Source organism: Sphingomonas albertensis, from assembly GCF_014358075.1.
In the GTDB taxonomy this organism is placed as follows: Bacteria; Pseudomonadota; Alphaproteobacteria; order Sphingomonadales; family Sphingomonadaceae; genus Sphingomonas; species Sphingomonas albertensis.
Window position 1 is genome coordinate 45,480 of the sequence record NZ_JACONT010000014.1, and the last position, 25,046, is coordinate 70,525.

A 25,046-nucleotide genomic window follows, 5' to 3' on the forward strand; every position below is an offset into this window, starting at 1 on the left:
AGCCGCGACCCGTGCCGCAGGTCCGTCGACCGCCACGCGACCTTCTCCCGTTTCTCCCGCAATAGGGTTACATTCGCGCCGTACCGCAACGACATGAGCCCGACGGTTCGATCGACGCAAACGGAGAGACGCTGATGACTGCGACCTACGATACCAAACTCGGGCTTTATATCGCCGGCGAATGGCTGAGCGGGGACGGTCGCGACACGCGCGACGTGCTCAATCCGGCGACCGGTGGGGGGCAGGCCGCGTTGCCGCTCGCCAGCGCCGCCGATCTCGATCGCGCGCTCGAGGCGACGCAGCGCGGGTTCGTCGCGTGGCGCGCCACCCCGCCGGAAAAGCGTGCCGCGATCCTGACGCGGACCGCGCAACTGCTGCGCGAGCGCGGGGATAATATCGCGCGCATCGCCACGCTCGAACAGGGCAAGATCCAGGCGGAGGCCAAGGGCGAGGTCGCGTTCGCCGCTGCACTGCTCGATTTCCACGCCGCCGAAGGCCTGCGCGTCTATGGCCGCGTCCTGCCCCGTCCCTCGGGCACGCGCAGCCTCGTGCTTCACCAGCCGGTCGGACCGGTCGCCGCGTTTTGCGCGTGGAACTTCCCGATCATGAACGTCGTACGCAAGATCGCGCCAGCGCTCGCGGCGGGCTGCTCGATCATCATCAAGCCGTCCGAGGAAACCGCCGGCAGCGCGGTCGAAGTGCTCAAGTGCTTCCAGGATGCCGGCCTGCCCGGCGACGTCGCGCAGTGCGTGTTCGGCGTGCCCGACATGGTCTCGCGCCACCTGCTCGCCTCGCCGATCACGCGGAAACTGAGTTTCACCGGGTCGGTACCGGTCGGCAAGGCGCTGATGAAGCTGGCCGCCGATACGATGATGCGCACGACGATGGAGCTTGGCGGTCACGGTCCGGTGCTCGTGTTCGACGATTGCGATCTCGACAAGACGCTCGATACACTGGTCGCGCACAAGTTCCGCAACGCCGGGCAGGTCTGCGTCGCGCCGACCCGCTTCCACGTGCAGGACGGTATCTATGACCGCTTCGCCGCGGGGTTTGCCGAACGGACCCGCGGCCTGAAGGTCGGCGACGGGATGGATTCGGCGAGCCAGATGGGCCCGATGGCCAATGCCCGCCGCCCCGATGCGATCGCCGAGCTGGTCGGCGACGCGACCAGCCACGGTGCCAAGCTGCTGGCGGGCGGCGACTATGGTGGCCAGGGCGGGTTCTTCTTCCAGCCGACGGTCCTGTCCGACGTGCCACTGTCGGCACGCGCGATGAACGAGGAACCGTTCGGCCCGGTCGCCCTGCTCAGCCGCTTCGGCAGCGACGAGGATGCGATCGCCGAAGCCAACCGCCTGCCGTTCGGGCTGGCCGCCTATTGCTTCACCGAGAATGGCCGGCGCCAGAACCTGCTCGGCGATGCGATCGAGGCCGGGATGATCGGCATCAACACCGTCCGCCTCAGCTATCCCGACAGCCCGTTCGGCGGCGTCAAGGACAGCGGCCACGGCTCGGAAGACGGACCCGAGGGCATCGCCGCGCATCTCGTCACCAAGGCCGTCCACATCAGCTGATCGCGGCTCCGCGGCTTCTACCTCCAACGAACGCGACCTGCCGGAAAATGCCGAACCGGCGATACTGGCAGGTCGCCCCCCACACCGCGACTCCGGCCGAACACCGGGCGGTATAGCTCCATATCAGCGCAATACTGCCACCCCTGCCCCACGATCAGGGCCATTCCGGGTCTTGAGCGCTTGGCACCACCCAGTCTCAATTCTGAAACTTTTATTTGCCGATCAAGCATAGCTATCTGTGCTTACGACAGAACTTGTCCATCTCGGATGCTTTGCGCCAAATACAATCGAATTTGGTTCAATTGCCAATTGCGGCGAAATCCCAATCGGATCATGAAGCTGCTAGGTCAAGAATCATAGAACAACAGTATTTGATTCATTGACGACTGATTAACTAAATCTCAGTCTACCCAATTGTCATTAGAGTCAAGATCCGACTTTTACTCTTGGATTCTATTCAGAAGATCAGTGCACCAATACGTGCTGCTGGTTGCGGCGACCTGTGCCTTGGCAAAACAGCCCCCACGATCGCCTCATCGCTCCGGATATTCCGGAAACATAGGAGAAGGCGCTATGACTGGTTATGCTCAGAATTATCTCGGTGGCTCCGTTCAGCAACGATATGGCGGCGGCAGCCCCGGGGTCGGTTGCCCGATCATAACGGCTACCATCTTGTGCACGATCGGCGTGGACACGGCGGTCGGCGCAGGAGCCGGCACCCCGGGCTGCAAGGATGTGATGTGGACCGCAGGCTGCACCTTTGCCGGACAGCAGGCAGCAGCGGTGGATTGCGGTAACGTGCTGACGACGCTCGTCTGTACGCTCGGTGCGCCGCAAGCGCCCCCTTCACCCACGGGTGCAGTTGGGTGCGTGCAACTCGCAATGAGCTTGGGCTGCACGTTCCAGGGCGGACAGGGTGTCGGGAAGCAGGCGGCCGGCTATGGCGCGGCGTGCGGCAACGTGCTCACCACGCTGGCATGTACGCTCGATGCGCAGGCTCCCGCGGCAGGGGACGCGATGTGCGTCACACTCGTCACTGCACGACCGACCTGGTGCGCACCGGTACCTGCCGGCGCCGGCAGCGACGCACAGCTGGCGGATTGCAAGCACGTCATGTGGACGGCGGGCTGCACGTTCGCGGGACAACAGGCGAACGCGGTCGAATGCGTCCAGCTCCTGACCACGACCCTCTGCACGCTGGGCGCTGCGCAGCCGGCCGCGGCGGTGGATTGCGGCAACGTGCTGACCACGCTGGCCTGCACGCTGGGTGACGAGCAGACCGGTGCGCTGGGTGCGGCACCGGGATGCAAAGACGTGCTGTGGACCGCAGGGTGCACGTTCCAGGCCGCTGAATCGGTCGCCGATTGCGGGCATGTCCTGACGACCCTCGCCTGCACGTTGGTGGCGGTTCCCGAGGAAAACGTCGCGGCCACGGATTGCAAGCACGTCATGTGGACGGCGGGCTGCACCTTTGCCGGCCAACCGCAGGCAGCCGAGGTCGAACTCGACTGCAAGCATGTCATGTGGTCGGCGGGCTGTACCTTCTGATCGATACCCGAACGCCGCCGCCCCTTACGGGTCGGCGGTTCTTCGCAGTTTTCCCTCGCATATGGCAGGCCGCATGGACCCGATCGTCACGCGCAATCTCATCCGCTACCTGACAGGCAAGGGCCTGATCGACCGCGCGGGAATCGTCGATGGCGGCATGGTCCTGACGATGAGCCGCAGCCGCAACCGGTTCGTGATGCTCAAGCAGCGGAACGGCCCGGCGTACTTCATCAAGCAGGCGATCGAGACCGAGCCCGGCACGCGCGAGACGATCGCGCGCGAAGCGGAGGTCTACCGCGGCGCCTTCGGCGACGAACGCCTGCGCCCGCTCCGCGATCTCCTGCCGCAGTTCCGGCTCCACGATGCCGAGCAGGGCATATTGATCAACGATCTGATTCCGGACAGCGAGACGCTGACCGCGGTCCACCGCAAGCTCGGGACCTGCCCGGTCGATCTCGCCGCACGACTGGGGACCGCCCTGTCCACCTATCACGCGATCCGCTTCGTCGAAGGCGCACCGCAAGCTGCGCTGTTCCCTCAGCAATCGCCCTGGATTCTACGGCTCCACGGCGAGGCGGATGTCAGCGGCATGCGGCGCAGTCCGGCGGCATCGGCGCTCCTCGACATCTTGCTCGCGGCACCCGGTGCGGGGGCGATGCTCGGCGAACTGCGCGACGGGTGGAAACGCGATACGCTGATCCATACCGACATGCGCTGGGAGAATTGCCTGCTCGCACCGAAGGGCGCAGCGCTGGCCGACCGCCGACTCTACATCATCGACTGGGAGCTGGCCGACATCGGCGATGCGGCGTGGGACGTCGGCAGCATGCTGCAATCCTATCTCGCCTTCTGGATCGGCTCAATGCCCGCCGGATCGGATCCGGCCGCGCTGTTCGCGGGCGCGACCGTGCCGCTCGCGTCGGTCCAGCCGGCGATTGCGGCGTTCTGGGCCGCGTATATTACCGCCAGCGACGCCTATCGGGGCGACGCACCGGGATTCCTTAAACGCTGTATCGGCATGTTGGCCGCACGCATGATGGTGACCGCGTTCGAGCGTAGCGCCTGGAGCCAGACGACCGATCCGATCGCCATTCTGCTCGCCCAGACCGCGCTGAACATCCTCGCCGATCCGGACAGGGTGGCGGAGGAATTACTGGGCATCGTCGATCCGGGGGGCCCCGTGGTTGACCGCGTGCTCAACCAGGCAATCGCAGCATGACCGGCACCACGAGCGAACTCGCCCCCTTCGTCGCGGCGCTGCGGATCGGCGACGACGGCGCGCTCCTCCTCGACGACGTGTCGGTCGGGCGCGTCAGCGGCGTGGTGACCGAAGACACGCTGGCGACCGCCCTGATGCCGGTGGTCTACGAACATGCCTATGCCCGGGTGTTCCCCAGGGACGATGCCGTCGCCGCGGTCGACCCCGCCGACCTGACGATCGCCCTCGAACGCGCCAATACCAGCCGATCGCGCGCCGAACAGGGATGGATCTTCAGCGGGAGCGACACCGGCGGCAGCGTGCTGGCCACGCGCCACGGCCGCACCCGTCGGTTCGTGCCCGGCCAGTTCCTCGCCATCGACGGTGTCATGCCGATGCCGAAGGGAAGCGCGCTGGCGGTGCAGATCGCGGGCGGATCGACCACCGCGCAACCCGGCTTCTATTACGCGTTCGGCGAAGCGTTTCGCGACGTCAACGATCTCGCGCCGATGGTCCGCTTCTACTGGAACGTGCGGATCGGCGGCGCGGTCGATCTGGTGACCGGATTGACCGCGCTGCTCAACCGCTACCGGATACCGTTCGATTTCAAGATCGTCGTGCGCAGCGCCGATTACACCCGTCGCGACAACGCGGTGCTGTATGTCGCACAGCACCTGTTCCCAGCGGTATCGACGGTCCTCCTCGCGGCCTACCCCGCCTTCGCCGCGTTGCTCGACGACTCCGTGCCGCTGTTTGCCAGGCGCCTGGCACCCGGGCTGGGCTTCGCCGAGGATCCCGGCAACCGCGAGAGCTTCGGCATGGCCCGCAGCCGCCTGGTCGCCCAGACGCTCGCCGCGTCGCGGGCCGATGACGGTTTCGCCGCGCCGATGTTCGCCGCAACGCTGACGGCAAAGATCGCGGAGGCCGGCCTGCGCGCCGACGCCCTGTGGCTCAACGCCGGGTCCGACGACCAGTACGACGTTCCCCCAATGCTCTCGCAGCAGGCGATACAGTGACCATGAACCCCCTCTATCTCGCAACCGCCTTCGATATCGGCACCAAGCTCGCGCGCGATGCGGTGTGGCATGATGCGCGGTGCAACTGGTTCGGTCCGGTCCATGAGGATTTCACCGGCACGCAGGTGCTCGGTTGCGGCACGATGGGTCCGACCTTGTACGATGGTACCGCCGGTATCGGTCTGTTCCTCGCGCGACTGCACCGGGCGACGGGCGATCCGCTGGCGGCGCGCACCGCCACCGGCGCGATCGCGCATGCGCTCGACCGCGCGGCCGATATCCCCGACGCGCTCCACCGTGGGTTCTACACCGGGTTTCTCGGGATCGGCTATGCGGCGATGCAGGCCGGCTCCGCGCTCGATCGCGAGGACCTCGTCGCGCAAGGCCTGGCGATGGTCCACCGCGCGGTGGCGTTGTCGCCGGAGGGGCGCGTCGCGATCGACGTGATGTCCGGAAATGCCGGCGCCATCCCCGTATTGCTTGCCCTGGGCGCGGCCCATGACGCGCCTTCGCTCACCGAGGCTGCGATCGTCGCAGGGGACCGCCTGCTCGACGGCGCGGAGACCAGCGACCGCGGCCTGTCCTGGAACGCGATGGGCGAGATGGCCGAACTGGTCGATCTATCCGGTCTGTCGGACGATCTGGTCGCGGACTTTCGCGCGCAACGCCGCCCCAATCTGACCGGCCTGTCGCACGGCGCGGGCGGGGTCGGCTGGGCGCTGCTCGAACTTGCCGCAGTGACCGAGGACGATCGGTTCGCCGCCGCGGGACGCGCCGCGTTCGCCTATGAAGACAGCTGGTTCGACGCCGCGAGCGACCAATGGCCGGACCTGCGCAGCCACGATGCAGGCAAGCCGCTGGGCGCCGCACCCGCCGCGTGGTGCCACGGCGCGGTCGGCATCGGTCTCGCGCGCATTCGGGCCTTCGACCTCACCGGCGACGCGACGATGCGCCTGGCGATCGAGTCCGCCTTGCGGATCACCGCCCGATCGGTGATCGGCCAGCTCGCGCGCAGCAGCTGCAACTATTCGCTGTGCCACGGTGCGGCCGGCGATGCGGAACTGTTCCTGAGTTGGACCACGGCTAGCGGCGATGCCGAGGCGCGAACGATCGTCGACGAAATCGCCCGACACGGGGTCGACACCTATGGCGCAACCGGCCGCCCCTGGCCGTCGGGCACGCCCGGCGCCGGCGAATCCCCCAGCCTCATGCTGGGCCTAGCCGGCACCGGCCACTTCTACCTTCGGGCGTTCGATCCCGCGGCGACACCGTCGGTCCTGCTACTGGCCCCGTCCTCGGCAAACCCCACCGTCAATCGATCGCCTACCCGATCGCCGGAGTTCGCCGGCTAAAGCATCTCACAACGTTTTTGCTAACAATTCTCAATAGCCTTGATTCCCGTTCGGCGACGCGATAGGCGGTGGCGGTGAACACGCCCCAGTCTCTCATCTCCCGGGGATCCGCCCCACCGCCCGTCGCCGCCAAGCGAAAGCGCAAATGGCGGGGCTGGTGGCTCAAGCAACTGCACACTTGGCACTGGATCAGCGCGGCGTTGTCCCTGGTCGGCATGCTGCTGTTCGCGATTACCGGCATCACGCTCAACCATGCCGCGATGATCGGCGCCAAGCCGGTCGTGGTCGAAAAGACGGAAATGCTGCCGGCGCCGCTGCTCCGCATGCTGACCGCACCGCACGCCGCCGATGCGCCACTCCCGCTGCCGGTCGCGAAGGGAATAGTCGCCGCGATCGGTCTCGATCCCGCAGGCAAGCCGGTCGAATGGTCCGACACCGACGCCTATGTCGCGCTGCCCCGTCCCGGCGGCGATGCCTGGGTCAGCATCGCGCGCGCGACCGGTCGGATCACCGCCGAGACGACCGATCGCGGCTGGATCTCGTACCTCAACGATCTCCACAAGGGACGCAATGCCGGCGCAGCGTGGAGCTGGTTCGTCGACATCTTCGCGGGCGCGTGCATCCTGTTCACGCTGACCGGGCTGCTTCTGTTGCAGCTTCACGCGCGCCATCGACCGGCAACCTGGCCGATCGTCGCCGCCGGGCTCGCCATTCCCGTCCTGCTCGCCATCCTGTTTATCCATTGAGGGGGTCCTGCCATGCGTCCAACCGCGTTCCTGTTGCTCGGCGGAGCGATCACCGCGCCCGCGCTGGTACCGCCCGCGAGCGCCGCGCCTGCGGGGACCGTCACGATCACCGTCCCGCGGCTGAACGTCGCCGAATATCACAAGCCCTATGTCGCCATCTGGCTCGAGCCGGTCGGCGGCGGCGCCCCGCGCACGCTGGCGGTCTGGTACGATCTGAAGAAACGCGGCAACGACCCCGGCACCAAATGGCTCGCGGACCTGCGCGCTTGGTGGCGAAAGGGCGGCCGCAGCACGGCGATGCCTGCGAACGGCGTGAGCGGCGCGACCCGTGCGCCGGGCCAATACACCATCCCCCTCCCTGCCGACGTCAAGCCCGGCCACTACGTCCTGAACGTAGAGGCTGCGCGCGAAACCGGCGGCCGCGAACTCGTCTCCGTACCGCTTACCGCCGGAGCCCGCACCTCGGGCAAGACCGAACTCGGCGCCATCGCCATTTCCGCCCGCTAAGGATCACATCATGAAGCCTTTCGCCGCACGCCTCATGGCCGCCGCCGCATTGTTGTCGATCCCCGCCGCGCTGTCCGCGCACCGCATGTGGCTGCTGCCGTCCGCGACCGTGTTCTCGGGGACCGATGGCTGGGTGACGGTCGACGCCGCCGTGTCGAACGACCTGTTCTTCTTCGATCACCAGCCGCTCCGCCTCGACGGCATGAAGGTCTGGCAGCCCGACGGCAGCGAAGGCACGCTCCAGAACGGGGCGACCGGCCGCTATCGCTCGGTGTTCGACGTGAAGCTCGACAAGCCCGGCACATGGAAGATCGGCACCCAGATGTCCGCCGTCATGGGCAGCTTCAAGGTCGACGGCGTCGAGAAGCGCCTCGGCCGTCGCGGTCCACCGCAGCCGAACGCGCCTGCCCCGCTGACCGTCGCCGACATTCCCGCCAACGCGACCGACGTGAAGGTCACCGAGGTTACCGGCCGCAACGAGATTTTCGTGACCGCCGGCGCACCGACTATCACCGTCTTCAAGACCACCGACAAGGGCCTGGAGTTCGCACCGGTCACGCATCCCGACGAACTGGTCACGGGCGAGACCGCCAAGTTCCGTTTCCTGGTCGACGGCAAGCCCGCCGCCGGCATCAAGGTCACCGTGATCCCCGGCGGCAAGCGCTATCGCAACGACGAAGGCGCACGCGAACTGACCACCGGCGCGGACGGCATGCTCAGCGTCGATTGGCCGACCGCGGGCATGTATTGGCTCAGCGCGACGCTGACCGACGCCAAGGCGACGAGCCCGCGGGCGACCGAACGCCGGATGAGCTACGTCACGACGCTCGAAGTACTGACGCCGTAACCATCCCGGGTGAGCAGGCCCCTCCCCGCCACGCGGATCGCATTGCCGGCGACGATCGCTCCGGCAATGCCCGATCCCTCCGATATCGTGATCGCACTGCGCGGCGAGACGATGGGCACGACCTGGCACGCGCAATTCGCCGCACCGCGGGACTGTGATGCGGCTGCGATCCACCGTGCGATCCACCGGGCAATCGTCTCGCGGCTCGCCGGGATCGTTGCGGCAATGAGTCACTGGGCGCCGACGTCGCTGCTGTCCCGCTTCAATCTCGCGGCAGCGGGGACATGGACGGCGCTCCCGACCGACTTCGCACGGGTCATGGTCCGCGCGCTCGCCGTCGCCGAGACGACCGGGGGCGCGTTCGATCCGGCGATCGGCCGGCTCGTCGATGCCTGGGGGTTCGGTCCGATCCCTGTCGAGGGTCTACCCAGCAAGCCACAAATCGAGGCGGCAATGGCCAGATCGGGCTGGCGCCACCTCGCCCTGTCTACCTCCACGACGTCTACCTCCACCACGTCTACCTCCACGACGTCCAGGTCCGCGACCGGCACGCATCTCCTCCAGCCGGGCGGCATCGCGCTCGACCTCTCGGGAATCGCCAAGGGATATGCCGTCGATGCGGTCGCCGCGCTGCTGGAGGCCGCGGGGTTCGTCCATCACCTCGTGGAGATCGGCGGCGAACTCGTCGGCGCGGGAATGCGGCCCGACGGCGATCCGTGGTGGGTCGATCTCGAAACCCCGACCGGTACGATTCTGCCGCCGTTACGCTTGGCGCTGCACGGCATGGCGGTCGCGACCTCGGGCGATTACCGGCGCGGCGCGCATACGCTCGATCCGCGCACGGGCCGCGCGATCGACACCGGGATCGTATCGGCCAGCGTGATCCACCGGACCGCGATGGACGCCGACGCCTGGGCCACCGCGCTCACCGTGCTCGGTCCGGTCGCGGGTCTCGAACTGGCCCGCGAACACGGCCTGGCCGCACGATTGGTCACGCTCGTCGATGGCGACACATGCGAATATCTGAGCCCCCGCTTGGCCGCGATGCTGTCCGACTGACGGGAGCCGCAGCCCAAGGTCGACGCGCCGCTACCCGATCCCACATTCGCGCGTTATCGCTCGGCAATGACCGCAACGCTCTCCCCCGCCTTGCCCCCCTCCCCTGCCTTGCCCGCAGCGACCCTGGTGGTGTTTCGCGAGTCCGGCGAGGGCGCACCGACGCTGCTCATGGTCGAGCGGGCGAAGGCGATGGTGTTCGCCGGCGGCGCACTGGTGTTTCCGGGCGGCCGGGTCGATCCCGGCGACCATGCGCTGGCCGCGTTGTCGGGCCAAGCCGATGACGACACCGCCGCGCGCATCGCCGCGATCCGCGAGACGATCGAGGAGGCGGGGCTTCCCGTCGGATTGTCGCCGATGCCGTCGCCGACCACGTTCGAACGATTGCGCGCCTCGCTGCACGCCGGCACCGCATTCGGCGAGGCCTTGGCGGAAGCCGGCGCCAGTCTCGACCTCGACGCGCTCACCTATTTCGCACGCTGGCGGCCGGCGCATGCGCATGCCCGGATCTTCGATACGCGCTTCTACCTGGCGCGGCTCCCTGCGGATGCGCCCGAGGCTCGGGTCGATGCGACGGAGAATGTCCGACTGTTCTGGGCGACCGCGGCCGACGTGCTGGCCGACGCCGATGCGGGCCGCGCGACGATCATCTTTCCGACCAGCCGCAATCTCGAACGGCTCGCGCAGTTCCCCGACTTCGAGGCGGCCGTCGCGGATGCGCGCGCGCGCGCCGTGCGGACCGTGACGCCGTGGACCGAGATACGGGACGGCGTCGAGCATCTCTGCATCCCCGACGATCTCGGCTATCCGGTGACGTCGGAGCCGATGTCGGACGCGGTGCGCGGCTGACATGCGGGGGGTGCGGCTCACCATCGGCTGGCTCGTGGGGCTTGCAATCGTCGCGACGCTCGCGCTGATGCTCTGGTCGATGGCGCGCGGCCGCCCGCAGGATGTGCCCTGGGCGCCGCTCGATCTCGGCCAGCCGATCGGCCTGTTCACCGGTCGCAAATTGACCGCGCTGACCGAGGATTTCCCGCAATGCCGCGCGCTGCTCGATCGTGCGGGGGTGCGCTACACCGTCCTGCCACCGCGCAAGGGCGAGGGGCAATGCGGCTATTCGGATGGTGTCAGGCTGACCGGCGGCGCGCGGAAGATCGGGTTCGTGCCCGCCGGACTCGGTATCGCCTGCCCCGTCGCCGCGGCCCTGTCGATGTGGGAATGGGACGTCGTCCAGCCCGCAGCCCAGCGCCATTTCGGCGCGCGCGTGGCCAGCATCGATCATTTCGGCAGCTATAGTTGCCGGCGGATCTACGGGCGCGATGCCGGCACCTGGAGCGAGCATTCCACCGCCGACGCGGTCGACATCGCCGGCTTCCGCCTGACCGACGGCACCCGCATCACCGTCGCGCGCGACTGGAAGGGCGACGATGCGAAGGCTACCTTCCTCCGCGAGGTGCGAGACGGGGCGTGCAAGGTGTTCGCGACGACGCTCTCCCCCGACTACAACGCCGCGCATGCCGATCACTTGCATCTGGATCAGGCGAACCGTGGATCGATGGGCTGGCGGGCGTGTCGGTGAATGGGATGGATGGAGTGACCGGGTAGCTCGGATGTGGAGCGCGTAACCACGCCTTCCACAACCACAGCGGCGCACCCCTTCTCTACCACGCCGGCGAAGGCCGGGGCCCAATTGGGGGACCCCAATGACAAGCGTAGCGCATCGTCACGACAACCTCACCAATTGGGCCCCGGCCTCCGCCGGGGTGGTAGGGAGATCTGATCCGAAGTCTGTTGCAGCCCACGTGGGAACAGCTTCAATCCTCCCCCGCCAGGGGGAGGTGGCTGGCCCTTGCCAGACGGAGGGGGAGGACACGGAACCTACGTTATCGCCGCCGCCCCCTCCGCCGCCTTCGGCGACACCTCCCCCTGGCGGGGGAGGATTGGCTAAAGCCAAATTTCAACTCGCCAACGTCGTTCCCGAATCCACCTTCTCCACCCAATACGGAAAGAAAGCCGGCTGCCGGTTCGACCAGCCCGACGCGGTCGCCGCAGCCTCGCTGATCGACTGGAGCAGTTTCCGCCGCAATTCCGGATGCAGGTGCGGGAGCGCCGCCGCCGCACAGAATGCCGACGGCAACCAAGGCCGAACCTCCGCCCCGATCAACCGCTCGTACAGGAATCGCAGCGCCGAAAAGCTCGTCAGCCGCCCCTGCCCCAGATCGAACGCAACGAGGGTCATCAGCGGCGCCAGGAACGGTTCGATCGCGTCGAGACCGCTGTCGTCGGGCACCATCACGCGCAGATCGGGGAGGTTGTTGTAGAGACGCGCCTGCGCCCGGATGCTCGCCGCCTCGACCACGTCGCGCGACCAGCGCAGCATCGCGTCCTCGCGGTCTAGCCCCACGTCGAGCGAGCGGCGGATGTACCGCTGCGTCGAACTCGGGAAGCTCGCAAATTCCTTCATCTCGGCCAGCGTCATCGAGCCCTGTGCCGGTTTCATTCTGGAAGCCATGTCGTCACCCCGCTCTCGTCAAGGAACCGGCAGACTATGCGCCTGGATGGTTAACAACGACCCTATCGCGCGTCATCTTTCCGTAACACCAAGCCACCATGAAAGCTGTTGCGCTGCAACAAGGCTGCGACGAACCGAACGAAACTAAGCGATTTGATCGTCTTGCGCGGCGTTTGGGCAACAAAAAAGCGCCGGCCGTTGCCGACCGGCGCTCGTTCGTTGTGCAGGCGAGAGCGTTACGCCTGCTTTTCGCGCAGCGCCCGCTCGGCGTCCTCGTCATACCCCGACGACTTTGCCGCCTCGCGATTGGAGCCCGGCTGCGTCGCGGACAACGGGTCGCTGCCGTCCATCGATTCGTCGAGCCCGTTGTCGAGACGGGCATCGGCGCTGTCCGGGTTCTTCTGCAGACGCTTGCCGATCGACTTGTCCTGCCCGGCTTCCTGGCGCGGATCGCGGCCCGAGCTCTTGCCCTCGGAATCCTTGTCGTCGGGCGCTACGGACAGGCTGTCCAACGCGCTCTTGTCTATGTCGGTCATTGCGACGTCCCTCTTTAATCTTAGCGAGGACCAACGGTCCAAGTGGCAGAGCGTTCCTGTCCCGCCTCCAGATCGTGCCGCTTCGCCACCCCCCACCGTCCGCCCTTCTCCTTCCCCCCTCCCTGAAAGGGAGGGGTCGGGGGTGGGTAGGCCGGCCTGAACCCCAACGGTCCGAGCATGCGGAACCCGACCCACCCCCAGCCCCTCCCTTCCAGGGAGGGGGGCAAAGAAGGCAGAACGGAGCAGACCGTTCCCCCTGCTGCCTTTCCTTCCAGCGAGAGAGCAGCCCAGCGAGAGAGCAGCGCCTTCAATCCAGCGGCGTAACCTTCACCGTCTGCTCCCACAGATACGCCTGCCCAAACACCGTCATGAACGCGATATCCGTCGCATCGCGGCCCACACAGACCCGCGCGATGTCGCCGCACGTCGCCATCTTCGTCGCATCGATCAGCCGCCAGTCCCCCGCCAGCCACAGTTCCGCCACCGCATGAAAGTCGGGCGGATCGACTCCCGGCGCATAGGCCGACACGCACCGCGCCGGGATTCCACCCGCCCGCGCCAGCGACACCAGCAGATGCGAATAATCGCGGCATACCCCGGACCTCGAAGCAAACGTATCGAGCGCAGTCGTCTCCCCGCTGCTCGACCCGCAACGATAGTCGAGCGACTGGTACACCCACTCGGTCAACGCGGCGGCGAGCGGACCACCTTCCAGCCCGCCGAACTCGCGCGCGACGAAGCCCTCGAACCGGTCGGACGGGCAATAGCGGCTCGGCATCAGATACGGCGTCAACTCGCCGTCGAGCATCCGCGGCGGCGTCGCCGGATACAGTTCGAGCTGCACGCGCTCGCGCTTCACAGCGACGATGGCCTTATACTCGGCGGTGAAGCGGCCATGCCCGCGCGACCAGCAGCGTTGGCCGATCCCGTCTTCGCCGCGTACCGCCCGGATCGGGCTGTCGGACCACAAGGTGAGGGACTCGGACTCGATCGTCTGGTCGGCCATCGCCGCCGCTTCGATCTGGAGGAGCACGTCGGCGTCCCCGGTGATCCCGTAATCCAGACGCACGTCGATCGAGAGCCGCATCGTGCGTCCCATTCCTGTCTCAAGGCCAAAGCAAAAAAGGGCCCGGCGGTATCCCGCCGAGCCCTGCGTTCGTCACACCCTTAGCGGGCGTTAGTTACGGCTGCTACCAAACAGACGCAGCACGAACATGAACATGTTGATAAAGTCGAGGTAGAGGCTCAGCGCCGCCATGATCACGACCTTGCCGATCATGTCGGTGCCGGCAACCTGTGCATACAGCGCCTTGGTGCGCTGCGTGTCGTAGGCGGTGAGGCCCGCGAACAGCAGCACGCCGACCGCGCTGATGACCAGCTGCATTACGCTCGACTGCAGGAAGATGTTGATCAGGCTCGCGACCAGCAGGCCGACGACGCCGATGATCAGGAACGTCCCGAACGCCGACAAGTCGCGCTTCGTGGTGTAGCCGTACAGGCTGAGACCGGCGAAACCGGCTGCGGTGGCGAAGAACGCACCCGCGATCGACGTGCCGCTATAGACCAGGAAGATGGTCGACATCGACAAGCCCATCAGGACGGCAAAGCCCCAGAAGAGCATCTGCATCGTGCCCGTGGACATCTTGTTCTGGCCATAGCTCATGCCGAACACGATCGCGAGCGGCGAGAACATGATGACGTATTTCAGGATGCCGCCGCTCATGAACACCTGGGCGGCAGGCGATTGTGCGCCGCCCCATGCGAACAGCATCGCGACGATGCCCGTCAGCAGGACAGCCGAGCCCATGTAATTATACACGGACAGCATGTACGACCGGAGACCAGCGTCATAGGCCTCGGTACGCTGGCCCGTGGCCGTCGTTCCGAACGGCGCGGCACGGGGCCGGGGGTCAGACCAATTAGCCATTGTGAAATCAGCTCCTTTGTCCGGCATAATGCCGGTTACGGTGAATATCGTCTTTTACAGGACGTTTTTCAAGCTGAGTGGTTGCATCGGCGCCGTCGTTCGCGGTTAACCTGCCGCAATCCATGATCCGTCTTTTCGTCGCCCTCCGCCCGCCGCCGGCTATCCGTCAGAGCTTGCTCGACATAATGGAGGGCGTCCCCGCCGCACGCTGGCAGGACGACGAGCAGTTGCACCTCACGTTGCGCTTTATCGGCCCGGTCGAGCGGCCCGTCGCCGAGGATATCGCGGTCGCGCTAAGCCAGGTCGTCGCGCCGGCGCCGCGCGTGTCGCTAACCGGAGTCGGTCGCTTCGAGAAGCGCGGCCGGACCGATACGCTCTGGGTCGGCGTGACGCCGCACGACGCCCTCGCCGCGCTCCACCGCAAGGTCGACCAGGCCTGCGTCCGGGCGGGGCTGGACCCCGAACGCCGCGCCTATCTGCCGCACGTCACGGTCGGACGACTGGCGCGATCGGCCGGCGTCGGGTTCGCGATCGACGCGTGGCTGGCAGCGCACGCCGCCCTGTCGAGCGCGCCCTTCCCGCTACCCCATCTCGTGCTGTACCAAAGCCATCTCGGCCGCGACGGCGCGACCTACGAACCGGTCGCGCGCTGGGCGCTCGATAGCGGGGACGGAACCTGAGCGACGGCGAAGGGTTCGCCAAGAGATCACGAGATCAACAGGGAGAAACGACATGCGTATTGCGACACTGGCACTGCTCGGCGCGGCGACGATGGGCCTCAGCGCCTGCGACAAGAGCGGGATGGACACAGGCACGCCAATGGCGGGCGGCCAGCGCGCCACCGCGATGCTCCAGACCGCGACCGGCACCGACGTCGGCCGCGCCACCGCCACCGAAGTCGCGGGCGGCATCCGCTTCACGCTCGACGCCATGGCGATGCCCCCCGGCACGCACGGCGCGCACATCCATATGGTCGGCCGCTGCGACGCCCCGGACTTCACGACCGCGGGCGGTCACTGGAACCCGACCGGCATGAAGCATGGCAGCATGAACCCGCAGGGCCCGCATGAGGGCGACCTCCCCAACCTGATCATCGGCACCGATGGTCGCGGCACGCTCGGCATCACGATCCCGGGCGCGACAATGGCTGGCCTAATGGATGCGGACGGCTCGGCCTTCGTGGTGCATGCGGGCCCAGACGACCTGATGACCGACCCGGCCGGCAACAGCGGCGGACGGATCGCCTGCGGTGTGTTCCAGGCGGGGTGATGCTAACCAGGGTTGGCGTGATCCCCCGCAGTTAAAGGTAATTTCCCTCCCGTTCGTGCTGAGTAGAGACCGAGTAGCTTCGCAGAAGCGTATCGAGGGCTCGTATCGAAGCATGGGTTCCGCGCGCCAACCTGTCCTTCGATACGCCGTCTCGATACGCTGCTACCGCAGCAACTCGACGGCCACTCAGGACGAACGGGAAGAGGCAGACAGCCCGAACTAGGACATGGGTCGATTCTCCCCCCGCCAGGGGGAGGTAGCTGGCCCTTGCCAGACGAAGGGGGAGGTAAGTGCAACCCCTGCTCCGTATCCTCCCCCTCCGTCACCTACGGCGACACCTCCCCCTGGCGGGGGAGGATCGCAAAAATCCTAAACCACCTCCCCCGCCGCTCTCGCCCGCGCCTCCCGCGTAGCCTCCGCCCGCGGCGCCAGCCGGTACGCCGCCACCGCACACGCGAGCGTGATCGGCGTCACCACCAGCAACGACAACATCCCGATCGACAGGCTCCCGGTCAGCGTCGACACCCGCCCCGCCATATACGGCCCGAGCGCCAGCCCGATCAGCGTCGTCCCGATGAAGAACGTCGCCGTCGCCGTCCCCCGCATCCGCGGCAACACCATGTCCTGCGTGGTCGCCGCCGCCGCACCCAAGGCGCAGGACGCGGTCAACTGCGCGAGAAAAATCCCCGTGTAGAACGCGGTCGACGACGACGCGGTGAAGGCCAGGATCAGGAACGGCACAGGCACCACCGCACCGAAGATCACCACCCACAGCCGCCCCGCCGGATTGCCCCGCCGCAACCGATCCGACACCACCCCGCCGATCGTCAGCCCCAGGAACCCCGCCGTCGCCCCCAGGCTGCCGATCATGAACCCAGCCGATGCCGGCGTCGCGCCAAGCTCACGCAACGCATACGGCGCAGCCCAGAAACTCGCGGCGTAGCTCAGGAACGCGTTCAGCCCATACGCCACCACCGTGCACAGGAACGCCGGCGTCCCGACGATCAGCGCAAAGGTCGGCGGATCGCGCCGCTTCAACGCCGACGCCCACGAGAACACCGCATACACGCCGATCCCGATCGCCACCCATTGCGGCCAAGGCTCACCCGCCGCGACCAGCCCCGACACCGCCGCCGTCACCACCGCAAGCGCAAGGATATTATACCCGAGCGCTCGCGCGCCGCCCATCGCCGCACCGATCAACGTCAGCGGCGGCACGATCGTCACCAATTCGGCACCGAACGCGCGGAACGGTGCCGGATGCTTCTCCGGCTCGGGCAGTCCCTCGACCAGTCCGCGAATGGGCTCCTTCAACGTCGCGATCCAGATCGCCAGCAGCAGCCCCGGCAGGCCGACCGCCATGAACGCCGCCTGCCAGCCGACCAGCCCAAGCGGCCCGCCCCCCGGATAAGCGCGGTTCCAGCCCTGCACGATCAGCCCGCCGATGAACAAAGAACAGCCGCCGCCGACATACAGGCCCGCGGAATAGATCGACAGCGCGGTCGCCCGCAGCCGCTTCGGGAAATAATCGGAGATGATCGAATAGGCCGACGGACTGGCGGTAGCCTCGCCGATCCCGACCCCGATCCGCGCCGCCGCCAGATGCCCGCCAGTCCGCGAAAAGCCCGACAGCGCGGTCATCACCGACCACAACGACAACCCGATCGTCATCAACCGCACGCGGTGCCAATTGTCCGCCAGCCGCCCGAGCGGAATGCCGAACAGCGAATAGAACACGCCGAACGCGGTGCCGTACAGGAAGCCGAGATCCTGGTCCTTCAACCCCAGGTCGCGCTTGATGTCCTCCGCCAGGATCGAGATGATCTGCCGGTCGACGAAGTTCAGGACATAGACGAGGAACAGGACCGACAGCACGTACCAGGCATAGCGCGACGCGCCCGCCTCCCGCTCGCCCACGATGGTTTCGGCACCCGCCATGACCCCTCCTCGTTATGTTTTCGAGCTATGGGTATCAGACGAAAGAAAAGAGAAACAGCGCTTTCGAGGCGATCGGGTACGCCAGCGCAGAGCCAATTCTTCGCCCCTCCCTGGAAGGGAGGGGTCGGGGGTGGGTCGGCTTCCCCAAGTTCGCCCGACGGTGGCAAAAGCCGGCCTACCCACCCCCAACCCCTCCCTTCCAGGGAGGGGAGCAGTTCGGGGCAGCCTCCTGGGGAGCGGTGGGCTCAAGCCTCAATGCGTACCGATACGCCCCCGACGCAGCGCACCCTGTTCGAGCCGCCGCAACAGCGCCTCGATCGTCGGCGGCGAGGTCGGCTCGCCCGTCGCACGCGCAGGGCGGGCAATCGGCGTAGGTGCATTGATTTCAGGCGCCCCGCACTCCGCTACCTCATGCTCCGCTACCCCGTCCTCAGCCAAACCGGCTTCCGCAACCCCGTCCTCCGCGACCTCCACCGGCCGCTCGATCGGTTCCACCAACGGCGCCGTCACGAACGTGTCGGGCTCCGCCGTCGACGACGACTCCACCACCGGCGCGACCATCGCCTGCGCCAACGGAGAAACCGGCCGCACCGGCTCCATCGGCACCGGCAGGATGGCCTTCGGATCGAACGCCGCGAGCGGCTGGTCGAGATCGGCCGGAATCGTCCGCTCGTCGCGCCCAGCATTAAGCCCAGTAGCAAGCCCAGTACCAAGACCAGCCCCGACACCCACTTCCATCATCGGCGTACCAAGATCCGCCGCCGACATCGGCTTGCGCGGCGGTGCGTCGGGATGCGCGTCGGCGCGGCGGATCACCGGCACGCCGTCCTCGCGCGGCGATGCCTTCGCGAACACCCCGCCCGGCCCGAACAGCAGGAACAGCGACGACCATAGCAACGCCGCGACCAGCGCCCCACTCCCCAGCGCCAACAGCGCGCGCGCGGTCGTCCCGAGCGGCGGCGCGGCGGCGGGCACCAGCGCAGCCACGCCCGTCGTCCACACCGCGGACTCCAGCGTTTCGGTCGACGCCAGCAGCACGCTCATGGCAGCGATCAGGCCGCCGACCACCGCGCCGTACACCGGCAGCGAGCGGATCAAGGTCTGGCGGGTCAGCGCAATCATCGATTTTCCCGTGCAGCGGCCATCATCAGCCGCCGATACAAAGGATCGTAGCGGCGAATGTTTGACGACCAGTTACGCTCTTCGCGAACAAATGCACGTCCTCGCGCCCGCCGCTCGTCCCAGCCCGATCGATCCACGAACATCGCCGCCAACGCCGTCGCGATCGCGGCCGGATCGTCGGGCGGAAACAGCGTCCCCGTCTCCCCGTCGCGGATCAGTTCGCGGTGTCCGCCGACATCCGACGCCGCCACCAGCCGCCCCTGCGCCATCGCCTCGAGCGGCTTCAGCGGCGTGACCAGATCGGTCAGCCGCATCCGTTTGCGCGGGTAAGCGAGGATATCGACCAGCCCGTAATAACGCTCGACCTCCTGGTGCGGCACGCGCCCGACGAAGCGGATCGCGTCGGCCACCGGCGACGCCTCCGCCTGCGCGCGCAAGGCCGCCTCCATCGGTCCGCCGCCGACCATCAACAGCCGCGCCTTGGGACGCAGCGCGACCAGCGCCGGCATCGCCGCGATCAGGTCGTCGAGCCCTTCGTAATCGTAGAAGCTGCCGATGAACCCGACGACGTCCGCGCCGTCGAGCCCGAGTTCCGCCCCCAGCGCATCGTCGCGCGGCACCGAGTTCCCGAACAGCTCGAGATCGACGCCGTTGGGCGAGACGACGATCTTGTCCGCCGCGATGCCCCGCGCGACTAGATCGCCGCGCAGCCCTTCGCAGATCACCGCCACCGCATCCGCGCGCCGCACCGCCCACGTCTCCAGCGCCCGCGTCGCCCGGTAGCGCAACGACGTCGCCGTCCCCGTCCCGTTGCCAACCGCCGCATCCTCCCAGAACGCGCGGATCTCGTACACCAGCGGCAGTTTCTGCTTGCGCGCCACGATCAGGGCGGCGAGCGCGTCGATCACCGGCGAATGCGCGTGGAGGATATCGGGCTTGAAGGCATCGACCGCCGCCTCGATCCTTTTGGCGAACGCCGCGATTCCGACCATCTCGCCGACCGGCCCCGGCTTCACCCCGGCCGACGTCCTGTAGAAGGTCAGCCCGTCGACGGACTCCACCGACGCAGGCGCAACGCCGTGGCGCGGGCCGGTGACCGCCGCGACGGTCCACCCCAGCCCCTCCTGCGCCTTGAGGATCGCCCGGGTGCGGAACGTGTAGCCACTTTGCAGCGGCAGGCCGTGATCGAGGATATGAAGGATACGCATCGTGGACGTCGTCTGCCACAGATCGCTTAACGGCGCGTCAACCGACTAGGGCTACGCACGAAGCTCGAAAAGCCCTCACAGGAAAGGAGGCCGAACCCATGATCGACAATCTCGCGCTCGGTCTCAGCCACGGGCTGATGATGCTCGCCGCATTCCTGCTGCTCAAGCGCCCCGACCTCGACCGCGAGCCCAGCCCGCACGACGCACCCGAAAAGAAGCGCGCGCCAATAGAGAAACCTCGCCGCGATGCGTGATCTCGCGTTCATCGCCTTCCTGCTCGCGTTCTTCGCGATGGGCTTCAAGCGGCCGTTCCTGCTCGTGCTCGTCTATGTCTATATCGACATCGTCTCGCCACAGCGGCTGACCTACCTCCTGCTCAACAGCGTGCCGATCTCGCTGATCGCGGTCGCGCTGGCGGTCGGCGGGTGGATCCTCGCGGACGACAAGCGCGACACCCGCGTCGGCGGGCGGCAGGTGCTGATCGTGCTGCTCATGCTCTATTGCTGGGTGACGACGATCGGCGCGGATTTTCCGGTCGAGGCCAAGGAGAAATGGGACTGGGTCTGGAAGACGCTGATCTTTGCCGCCTTCCTGCCGCTGACGCTGCGCACGCGACTGCGGATAGAGGCGCTGCTGCTGTTCATGATCCTCTCCGCCTCGTCGATCATCATCGTCGGCGGGATCAAGACGATCGCCAGCGGCGGCGGCGGCTACGGCCAGTTGAACCTCATGGTCGACAATAATTCGGGGCTGTACGAGGGCAGCACGATCAGCGCGGTGGCGATCGCGATCATCCCGCTGATCTTCTGGTTCATGGTCCACGGCACGATCTTCAAGCCCGACTGGCGCGTGAAGGGCTTCTGCCTCGCGCTGGTGTTCGCGTGCCTGCTGATCCCGGTCGGCACCTCGACGCGTACCGGGCTCGTGTGCATCGGCCTGCTGGCGGTGCTGTCGGTGCGCGCGGTGAAGCGCAAGGCGCTGTACCTCGCGGCGGTGGCGGCGCTCGGGCTGGCGGCGATCCCGTTCCTGCCTTCCGCGTTCACCGACCGGATGAACACCATCAAGACCTATGACGCGGACGAATCCGCCTCGACGCGGCTGGCGGTGTGGAAATGGACGATCGAATACGCGAAGACCCATCCGTTCGGCGGCGGCTTCGAGGCGTATCGCGGCAACCGCATCCGCTACGACCTGAAGAGCACCGGCGCCGCCGCCGCACCCGGCCCGCGGGTCGAGACCGACAAGGCCCGCGCGTTCCACAGTGCCTATTTCGAGATGCTGGGCGAACAGGGCTATCTTGGACTCGCGCTATGGCTCGCGATCAATTTCATCGGCGTTTTCAGGATGGAAATCCTCCGCCGCCGCTACGCCGACCCGGCCAGCGAATTTGCCTGGGCGGGGCCGCTCGCAGCCGCGCTTCAGAGCGGGCAGATCATCTATCTGTTCGGCGCGGCCTTCGTCGGCATCGCGTTCCAGCCGTTCGTCTACATGCTGATCGGCGCGCAGATCGGTCTCGACACCTATCTCACGCGCAAGCGCAGCGAACAGACGTTCCGCCCGATGCGCCGGGCACTCCCCTCCCGCTAGCGAGAGGGGAGCAGATAGCGTCAGTCGACCGGCTCGTCCGCCAGCTCCTCCTCCAGCGCCGCGATGATCGCCTTGTTGAACGCGGGGATGTCGTCCGGCTTGCGGCTGGTGATCAAATTGCCGTCGACCACGACCTCCTCGTCCACCACGTCCGCACCCGCATTCTCCAAGTCCGTCCGGATCGACGGGAAGCTCGTCACGCGACGTCCATCGATCACGTCGGCCTCGGCCAGCAACCACGGCGCATGGCAGATCGCGGCGATGATCTTGCCGTCTTCCATGAACTCGGTGATGATCTCGATCGCGCGCTCCTGCTGGCGCATCGTGTCGGGGTTGGCGACGCCGCCCGGCAGCACCAGCGCGTCGTAATCGTCGGTATCGACCTCGTCGAGCGTCAGGTCGGGCGTCGCCGTCTCGGCCTTGTTGATGTCGCCCTTCATGCCCTGAATGGGGTCCATCTTGATCGAGGCGAGCTGCACCGTCGCGCCCGCCGCCTCCAGCGCCTTCCTCGGTTCGAACAGCTCGACGGTCTCGAAACCGTCGGAAGCGAGCATCAATACGCGAGCTTGTGAAAGATCGGTCATGTCATGTCTCCAGTGAAATCCCGTGCCCTCTCAACCCCGCGTCGCGCGGGTCGTTCCGGAACGATGCGTCCCCCCGAACATTTCGAGACCGGAAGGACCACCGCATTGCCCACCAAGATCGTGTATTCCGACGACTCCAAGCCCGGCATCACCCGCAAGAAGATGCGGAACGGCTGGGGCTATTGGGATGCCAGGGGCGAGCGCATCACCGACCGCGACGAGATCGACCGGCTGAACGCAATCGGCCTGCCCCCGGCTTATGGCGACGCGTGGTTCTGCCCCAAGCCCAACGGCCATATCCAGGCGGTCGGCTGGGACGAGAAGGGCCGCAAGCAATACCGGTATCACGCCGGCTTCCGTGAAGCGCAGGAAGCCGCCAAATACGAGCGTTGCGCCGATTTCGGCCACGCCCTCCCCAAGATCCGCAAGGCGGTCGAGGCCGACCTGCGCAAACGCTCGCTTTCCCGCGAACGCGCGGTCGCCGCGGTCATCCGCCTGCTCGACGGCGGCCATATCCGCATCGGCAACGAAGCCTATGCCGAAGCGAACGAGAGCTTCGGCGCGACCACGCTGCGCAAGCGCCACGGCGAGGTGAAGGGCGCGACGCTCAAGCTCCAATACAAGGGCAAGTCCGGCAAGATGCGGACGCTCAAGATCACCGACCGCTCGCTCAGCAGCTTCGTCAAGAAATGCCAGGACCTCGACGAACAGCATCTGTTCGCCTGGCTCGACGACGCGGGCGTCGCGCATCCGGTCACCTCGACCGACGTGAACTGCTACATCCGCGACGTCACCGGCACCGATTTCACTGCCAAGAACTTCCGCACCTGGGCCGCCAGCGTGGCCGCGTTCGAGGCGCTTGCGTCGGCCGAACGCGACCTCAGCCTGAAGGCGATGCTCGAACCCGTCGTCGCACGGCTCGGCAATACCCACGCGATCGCGCGGAAAAGCTATGTCCACCCGTCGCTGATCGCGCTGGTCAAGACCGGCCAATCGACCTTCCGCAAGGCCCTCCGCCTCCCCCGCGCCAAGCGCTACATGAGCCGCGAGGAGTGTGGCCTGATCACCTTCCTCGAAGCCGGCACGCCCGCCGTTGCAACCCCCGCTGTTGCAACCATCGCAAAAGCGGCCTGACGAGTATCTCCATGACCAATACCACTGCCGCCGCCAAGCAACCGATCTTCGACGCAAGCGATGTTGGCGATCACGCCCAGGGCTTCGTCACAGCCAGCATCGCCTGGGTCCAGGCCTATTGGCTCCAGATCCTGATCGCGTTCGGGATCGGTGCGGTCATCGTCCTCGTCCTCCACACCGCACGCCGCTTCGGCAGCAAGCTCTGCGAACGCCCGCGCGCGCTGAACGGCTGGGGGCTGGTCGTCGGCAAGGCGATTGCACGGACCGGCAATTTCTTCATCGTCATGCTCGCCGCGAAGCTGGTCTCCGGCTATTCCGCCGCCCCCGGCGAGGTATCGAAGACGATCGACTTCCTCTTCACCGTCGCCGCCGTCATGCAGGCCGCCGTCTGGGTCCGCGAGATCATCCTCGGCGCGATCGAGCACCGCACGCAGTCCGAACATTATTCGGGCGAGGCGCTGCTCTCGGCGATGGGCCTGATCCGTCTGCTCGTCACGTTCGTGGTCTTCGCGGTCGCGCTGGTGGTGGTGCTCGACAATCTCGGCGTCAACGTCACCGGCCTCGTCGCGGGTCTCGGCGTCGGCGGCATCGCGATCGGCCTGGCGGCACAGGGCATCTTCGCCGACCTGTTCGCCGCGCTCGCGATCATCTTCGACCGCCCGTTCCGCCGCGGCGACTCGATCAGCTACGACACCGCCTCGGGCAGCGTCGAGGCGATCGGCCTCAAATCCACGCGCATCCGCGGAATCGACGGCGAGGAGCGCGTGATCTCGAACAAGAACCTCCTCAACAAGGAGATCCTCAACAACACGCAGCGCAACCACCGCCGCGCGAAGTTCATCATCGGCGTCACCTATTCGACGCCCCCGGAGGTCTGCTCGCGCATCCCCGCGATGTTGAAGGAGATCGTCGAAGCCAACGACAAGATCTTCACCCGCGCCGGCTTCACCGGCTTCGGCGCGTCAAGCCTCGATTTCGAGGTCCAGTTCGACAGCAAGGGGCCGGATTACGCGAGCTTCTACGACGGCCGCACCGCGGTCGGCATCGCAATCCTGAAGCGCTTCAACGACGAGAAGATCGAGATCGCCTTCCCGACCCAGGTCAACATGATGGCCGCGCCGGATGGCTCGATGGTGATGCCGTATCCCGAGGGGCGACGGTCGGACGCGGAGGCAACGCCCGCCTGATTGTCCACCAGGCAGCTCGACGCCTTCGCCTTCCCCCTTCGCCATCGGAAGGTACGCGCTTGTTAGGGCAGCGCTACCCCACCTTGTTCTCCCGCGAAGGCGGGAGCCCAGTCTGGGTCCCCGCCTTCGCGGGGAAACAATGCTTGCTAGGGTAGCGCGAAGCTGCCGCTGTCAGACCAAGCTCGGCGTGACGAGCCCGCT

25 protein-coding genes are annotated in these 25,046 nt (G+C 66.9%); 17 read left to right on the top strand and 8 right to left on the bottom strand.

Translation table 11 applies throughout. The features are described from left to right. The first annotated feature begins 134 nt into the window (after positions 1-134). The 11 genes from H8S47_RS08140 (at position 135) to H8S47_RS08190 (ending at position 11,420) form a co-directional block, all read left to right on the top strand. Positions 135-1,571 (top strand): NAD-dependent succinate-semialdehyde dehydrogenase, encoded by a 1,437-nt coding sequence (locus H8S47_RS08140; RefSeq protein ID WP_187503388.1) that lies wholly within the window; start codon positions 135-137, stop codon positions 1,569-1,571. Between the two features lie 573 nt (positions 1,572-2,144). Beyond that, the gene (locus H8S47_RS08145) at positions 2,145-3,119 is read left to right on the top strand and encodes a hypothetical protein (protein ID WP_187503389.1); all 975 of its coding nucleotides are present in this window, start codon (positions 2,145-2,147) and stop codon (positions 3,117-3,119) included. Positions 3,120-3,180: 61 nt separating this feature from the next. Beyond that, on the top strand, positions 3,181-4,338 hold the full coding sequence (locus tag H8S47_RS08150; RefSeq protein ID WP_187503390.1) for a phosphotransferase family protein: 1,158 nt from the start codon (positions 3,181-3,183) through the stop codon (positions 4,336-4,338). Further along, a complete protein-coding gene (locus tag H8S47_RS08155) occupies positions 4,335-5,333 on the top strand; it encodes a T3SS effector HopA1 family protein (protein WP_187503391.1) in 999 nt (332 codons plus the stop codon). The genes H8S47_RS08150 and H8S47_RS08155 overlap by 4 nt, the downstream gene beginning before the upstream one ends. A 2-nt stretch (positions 5,334-5,335) precedes the next feature. Continuing rightward, positions 5,336-6,685 (top strand): lanthionine synthetase LanC family protein, encoded by a 1,350-nt coding sequence (locus H8S47_RS08160; RefSeq protein WP_235982701.1) that lies wholly within the window; start codon positions 5,336-5,338, stop codon positions 6,683-6,685. A 95-nt stretch (positions 6,686-6,780) separates the two neighbouring features. Beyond that, positions 6,781-7,431: a PepSY-associated TM helix domain-containing protein gene (locus H8S47_RS08165; protein WP_187503436.1), complete on the top strand. Its 651-nt coding sequence runs from the start codon at positions 6,781-6,783 to the stop codon at positions 7,429-7,431. Positions 7,432-7,443: 12 nt separating this feature from the next. Further along, positions 7,444-7,938: a DUF2271 domain-containing protein gene (locus tag H8S47_RS08170; protein ID WP_187503393.1), complete on the top strand. Its 495-nt coding sequence runs from the start codon at positions 7,444-7,446 to the stop codon at positions 7,936-7,938. Positions 7,939-7,948: 10 nt separating this feature from the next. Continuing rightward, complete coding sequence (locus tag H8S47_RS08175; protein WP_187503394.1) at positions 7,949-8,785, top strand: DUF4198 domain-containing protein; 837 nt, start codon at positions 7,949-7,951, stop codon at positions 8,783-8,785. Between the two features lie 9 nt (positions 8,786-8,794). After that, on the top strand, positions 8,795-9,844 hold the full coding sequence (locus H8S47_RS08180; protein WP_328805464.1) for an FAD:protein FMN transferase: 1,050 nt from the start codon (positions 8,795-8,797) through the stop codon (positions 9,842-9,844). A gap of 66 nt (positions 9,845-9,910) precedes the next feature. Continuing rightward, positions 9,911-10,690, top strand: coding sequence for an NUDIX domain-containing protein (locus H8S47_RS08185; protein WP_187503395.1), 780 nt, complete (start codon positions 9,911-9,913; stop codon positions 10,688-10,690). Between the two features lies 1 nt (position 10,691). Continuing rightward, on the top strand, positions 10,692-11,420 hold the full coding sequence (locus tag H8S47_RS08190) for an extensin-like domain-containing protein (protein ID WP_187503396.1): 729 nt from the start codon (positions 10,692-10,694) through the stop codon (positions 11,418-11,420). Positions 11,421-11,798: 378 nt separating this feature from the next. Here H8S47_RS08190 and H8S47_RS08195 read toward each other — a convergent pair whose 3' ends face one another. From H8S47_RS08195 to H8S47_RS08210, 4 genes are all read right to left on the bottom strand, one after another. Further along, positions 11,799-12,353, bottom strand: coding sequence for a hypothetical protein (locus H8S47_RS08195; RefSeq protein WP_187503397.1), 555 nt, complete (start codon positions 12,351-12,353; stop codon positions 11,799-11,801). Between the two features lie 236 nt (positions 12,354-12,589). Further along, entirely contained in the window at positions 12,590-12,889 is a 300-nt protein-coding gene (locus H8S47_RS08200) for a hypothetical protein (RefSeq protein WP_187503398.1), read from the bottom strand. A 307-nt stretch (positions 12,890-13,196) separates the two neighbouring features. Continuing rightward, the gene (locus H8S47_RS08205) at positions 13,197-13,976 is read right to left on the bottom strand and encodes a transglutaminase-like domain-containing protein (RefSeq protein WP_187503399.1); all 780 of its coding nucleotides are present in this window, start codon (positions 13,974-13,976) and stop codon (positions 13,197-13,199) included. 90 nt (positions 13,977-14,066) lie between these two features. After that, the gene (locus H8S47_RS08210; protein WP_187503400.1) at positions 14,067-14,816 is read right to left on the bottom strand and encodes a Bax inhibitor-1/YccA family protein; all 750 of its coding nucleotides are present in this window, start codon (positions 14,814-14,816) and stop codon (positions 14,067-14,069) included. Between the two features lie 122 nt (positions 14,817-14,938). Here H8S47_RS08210 and thpR point away from each other — a divergent pair, with 122 nt between their 5' ends. After that, positions 14,939-15,496: an RNA 2',3'-cyclic phosphodiesterase gene (gene thpR / locus H8S47_RS08215; RefSeq protein WP_187503401.1), complete on the top strand. Its 558-nt coding sequence runs from the start codon at positions 14,939-14,941 to the stop codon at positions 15,494-15,496. A gap of 52 nt (positions 15,497-15,548) precedes the next feature. Beyond that, the gene (locus H8S47_RS08220) at positions 15,549-16,085 is read left to right on the top strand and encodes a superoxide dismutase family protein (protein WP_187503402.1); all 537 of its coding nucleotides are present in this window, start codon (positions 15,549-15,551) and stop codon (positions 16,083-16,085) included. A 369-nt stretch (positions 16,086-16,454) separates the two neighbouring features. On the opposite strand, the gene H8S47_RS08225 is transcribed toward H8S47_RS08220, so the two are convergent. The 3 genes from H8S47_RS08225 to H8S47_RS08235 all read right to left on the bottom strand — a co-directional run bounded on the left by H8S47_RS08225 (position 16,455) and on the right by H8S47_RS08235 (position 20,353). Continuing rightward, on the bottom strand, positions 16,455-18,023 hold the full coding sequence (locus tag H8S47_RS08225; RefSeq protein WP_187503403.1) for a spinster family MFS transporter: 1,569 nt from the start codon (positions 18,021-18,023) through the stop codon (positions 16,455-16,457). 252 nt (positions 18,024-18,275) lie between these two features. Next, positions 18,276-19,145 carry a hypothetical protein gene (locus H8S47_RS08230; RefSeq protein ID WP_187503404.1) on the bottom strand — a complete coding sequence of 290 codons (870 nt, stop codon included), beginning with the start codon at positions 19,143-19,145 and terminating at the stop codon, positions 18,276-18,278. Further along, positions 19,142-20,353, bottom strand: coding sequence for a TIGR04063 family PEP-CTERM/XrtA system glycosyltransferase (locus H8S47_RS08235; protein WP_187503405.1), 1,212 nt, complete (start codon positions 20,351-20,353; stop codon positions 19,142-19,144). Before H8S47_RS08235 ends, H8S47_RS08230 begins: the two co-directional genes overlap by 4 nt. A 98-nt stretch (positions 20,354-20,451) precedes the next feature. Here H8S47_RS08235 and H8S47_RS08240 point away from each other — a divergent pair, with 98 nt between their 5' ends. Both H8S47_RS08240 and H8S47_RS08245 read left to right on the top strand, forming a co-directional pair. Further along, complete coding sequence (locus H8S47_RS08240) at positions 20,452-20,607, top strand: hypothetical protein (RefSeq protein WP_187503406.1); 156 nt, start codon at positions 20,452-20,454, stop codon at positions 20,605-20,607. Then, on the top strand, positions 20,600-21,940 hold the full coding sequence (locus H8S47_RS08245; protein ID WP_187503407.1) for a putative O-glycosylation ligase, exosortase A system-associated: 1,341 nt from the start codon (positions 20,600-20,602) through the stop codon (positions 21,938-21,940). The genes H8S47_RS08240 and H8S47_RS08245 overlap by 8 nt, the downstream gene beginning before the upstream one ends. A 20-nt stretch (positions 21,941-21,960) precedes the next feature. On the opposite strand, the gene H8S47_RS08250 is transcribed toward H8S47_RS08245, so the two are convergent. After that, a complete protein-coding gene (locus H8S47_RS08250; RefSeq protein WP_187503408.1) occupies positions 21,961-22,524 on the bottom strand; it encodes a type 1 glutamine amidotransferase domain-containing protein in 564 nt (187 codons plus the stop codon). A 63-nt stretch (positions 22,525-22,587) separates the two neighbouring features. Between H8S47_RS08250 and H8S47_RS08255 the strand changes: the two genes are divergently transcribed. Beyond that, positions 22,588-23,658, top strand: a complete 1,071-nt coding sequence (locus H8S47_RS08255) for a DNA topoisomerase IB (RefSeq protein WP_235982697.1) — start codon at positions 22,588-22,590, stop codon at positions 23,656-23,658. A gap of 11 nt (positions 23,659-23,669) precedes the next feature. Further along, positions 23,670-24,845: a mechanosensitive ion channel family protein gene (locus tag H8S47_RS08260; protein WP_187503409.1), complete on the top strand. Its 1,176-nt coding sequence runs from the start codon at positions 23,670-23,672 to the stop codon at positions 24,843-24,845. Positions 24,846-25,046: the final 201 nt, after the last annotated feature.

Bases quoted from the DNA above. Each gene is read 5' to 3' on its own strand.
- H8S47_RS08140 (WP_187503388.1), top strand. From the start codon at position 135: ATGACTGCGACCTACGATACCAAACTCGGGCTTTATATCGCCGGCGAA.
- H8S47_RS08145 (WP_187503389.1), top strand. From the start codon at position 2,145: ATGACTGGTTATGCTCAGAATTATCTCGGTGGCTCCGTTCAGCAACGA.
- H8S47_RS08150 (WP_187503390.1), top strand. From the start codon at position 3,181: ATGGCAGGCCGCATGGACCCGATCGTCACGCGCAATCTCATCCGCTAC.
- H8S47_RS08155 (WP_187503391.1), top strand. From the start codon at position 4,335: ATGACCGGCACCACGAGCGAACTCGCCCCCTTCGTCGCGGCGCTGCGG.
- H8S47_RS08160 (WP_235982701.1), top strand. From the start codon at position 5,336: ATGAACCCCCTCTATCTCGCAACCGCCTTCGATATCGGCACCAAGCTC.
- H8S47_RS08170 (WP_187503393.1), top strand. From the start codon at position 7,444: ATGCGTCCAACCGCGTTCCTGTTGCTCGGCGGAGCGATCACCGCGCCC.
- H8S47_RS08175 (WP_187503394.1), top strand. From the start codon at position 7,949: ATGAAGCCTTTCGCCGCACGCCTCATGGCCGCCGCCGCATTGTTGTCG.
- H8S47_RS08185 (WP_187503395.1), top strand. From the start codon at position 9,911: ATGACCGCAACGCTCTCCCCCGCCTTGCCCCCCTCCCCTGCCTTGCCC.
- H8S47_RS08190 (WP_187503396.1), top strand. From the start codon at position 10,692: ATGCGGGGGGTGCGGCTCACCATCGGCTGGCTCGTGGGGCTTGCAATC.
- H8S47_RS08195 (WP_187503397.1), bottom strand. From the start codon at position 12,353: ATGGCTTCCAGAATGAAACCGGCACAGGGCTCGATGACGCTGGCCGAG.
- H8S47_RS08200 (WP_187503398.1), bottom strand. From the start codon at position 12,889: ATGACCGACATAGACAAGAGCGCGTTGGACAGCCTGTCCGTAGCGCCC.
- H8S47_RS08205 (WP_187503399.1), bottom strand. From the start codon at position 13,976: ATGCGGCTCTCGATCGACGTGCGTCTGGATTACGGGATCACCGGGGAC.
- H8S47_RS08210 (WP_187503400.1), bottom strand. From the start codon at position 14,816: ATGGCTAATTGGTCTGACCCCCGGCCCCGTGCCGCGCCGTTCGGAACG.
- thpR (WP_187503401.1), top strand. From the start codon at position 14,939: ATGATCCGTCTTTTCGTCGCCCTCCGCCCGCCGCCGGCTATCCGTCAG.
- H8S47_RS08220 (WP_187503402.1), top strand. From the start codon at position 15,549: ATGCGTATTGCGACACTGGCACTGCTCGGCGCGGCGACGATGGGCCTC.
- H8S47_RS08225 (WP_187503403.1), bottom strand. From the start codon at position 18,023: ATGGCGGGTGCCGAAACCATCGTGGGCGAGCGGGAGGCGGGCGCGTCG.
- H8S47_RS08230 (WP_187503404.1), bottom strand. From the start codon at position 19,145: ATGATTGCGCTGACCCGCCAGACCTTGATCCGCTCGCTGCCGGTGTAC.
- H8S47_RS08235 (WP_187503405.1), bottom strand. From the start codon at position 20,353: ATGCGTATCCTTCATATCCTCGATCACGGCCTGCCGCTGCAAAGTGGC.
- H8S47_RS08240 (WP_187503406.1), top strand. From the start codon at position 20,452: ATGATCGACAATCTCGCGCTCGGTCTCAGCCACGGGCTGATGATGCTC.
- H8S47_RS08245 (WP_187503407.1), top strand. From the start codon at position 20,600: ATGCGTGATCTCGCGTTCATCGCCTTCCTGCTCGCGTTCTTCGCGATG.
- H8S47_RS08250 (WP_187503408.1), bottom strand. From the start codon at position 22,524: ATGACCGATCTTTCACAAGCTCGCGTATTGATGCTCGCTTCCGACGGT.
- H8S47_RS08255 (WP_235982697.1), top strand. From the start codon at position 22,588: ATGCGTCCCCCCGAACATTTCGAGACCGGAAGGACCACCGCATTGCCC.
- H8S47_RS08260 (WP_187503409.1), top strand. From the start codon at position 23,670: ATGACCAATACCACTGCCGCCGCCAAGCAACCGATCTTCGACGCAAGC.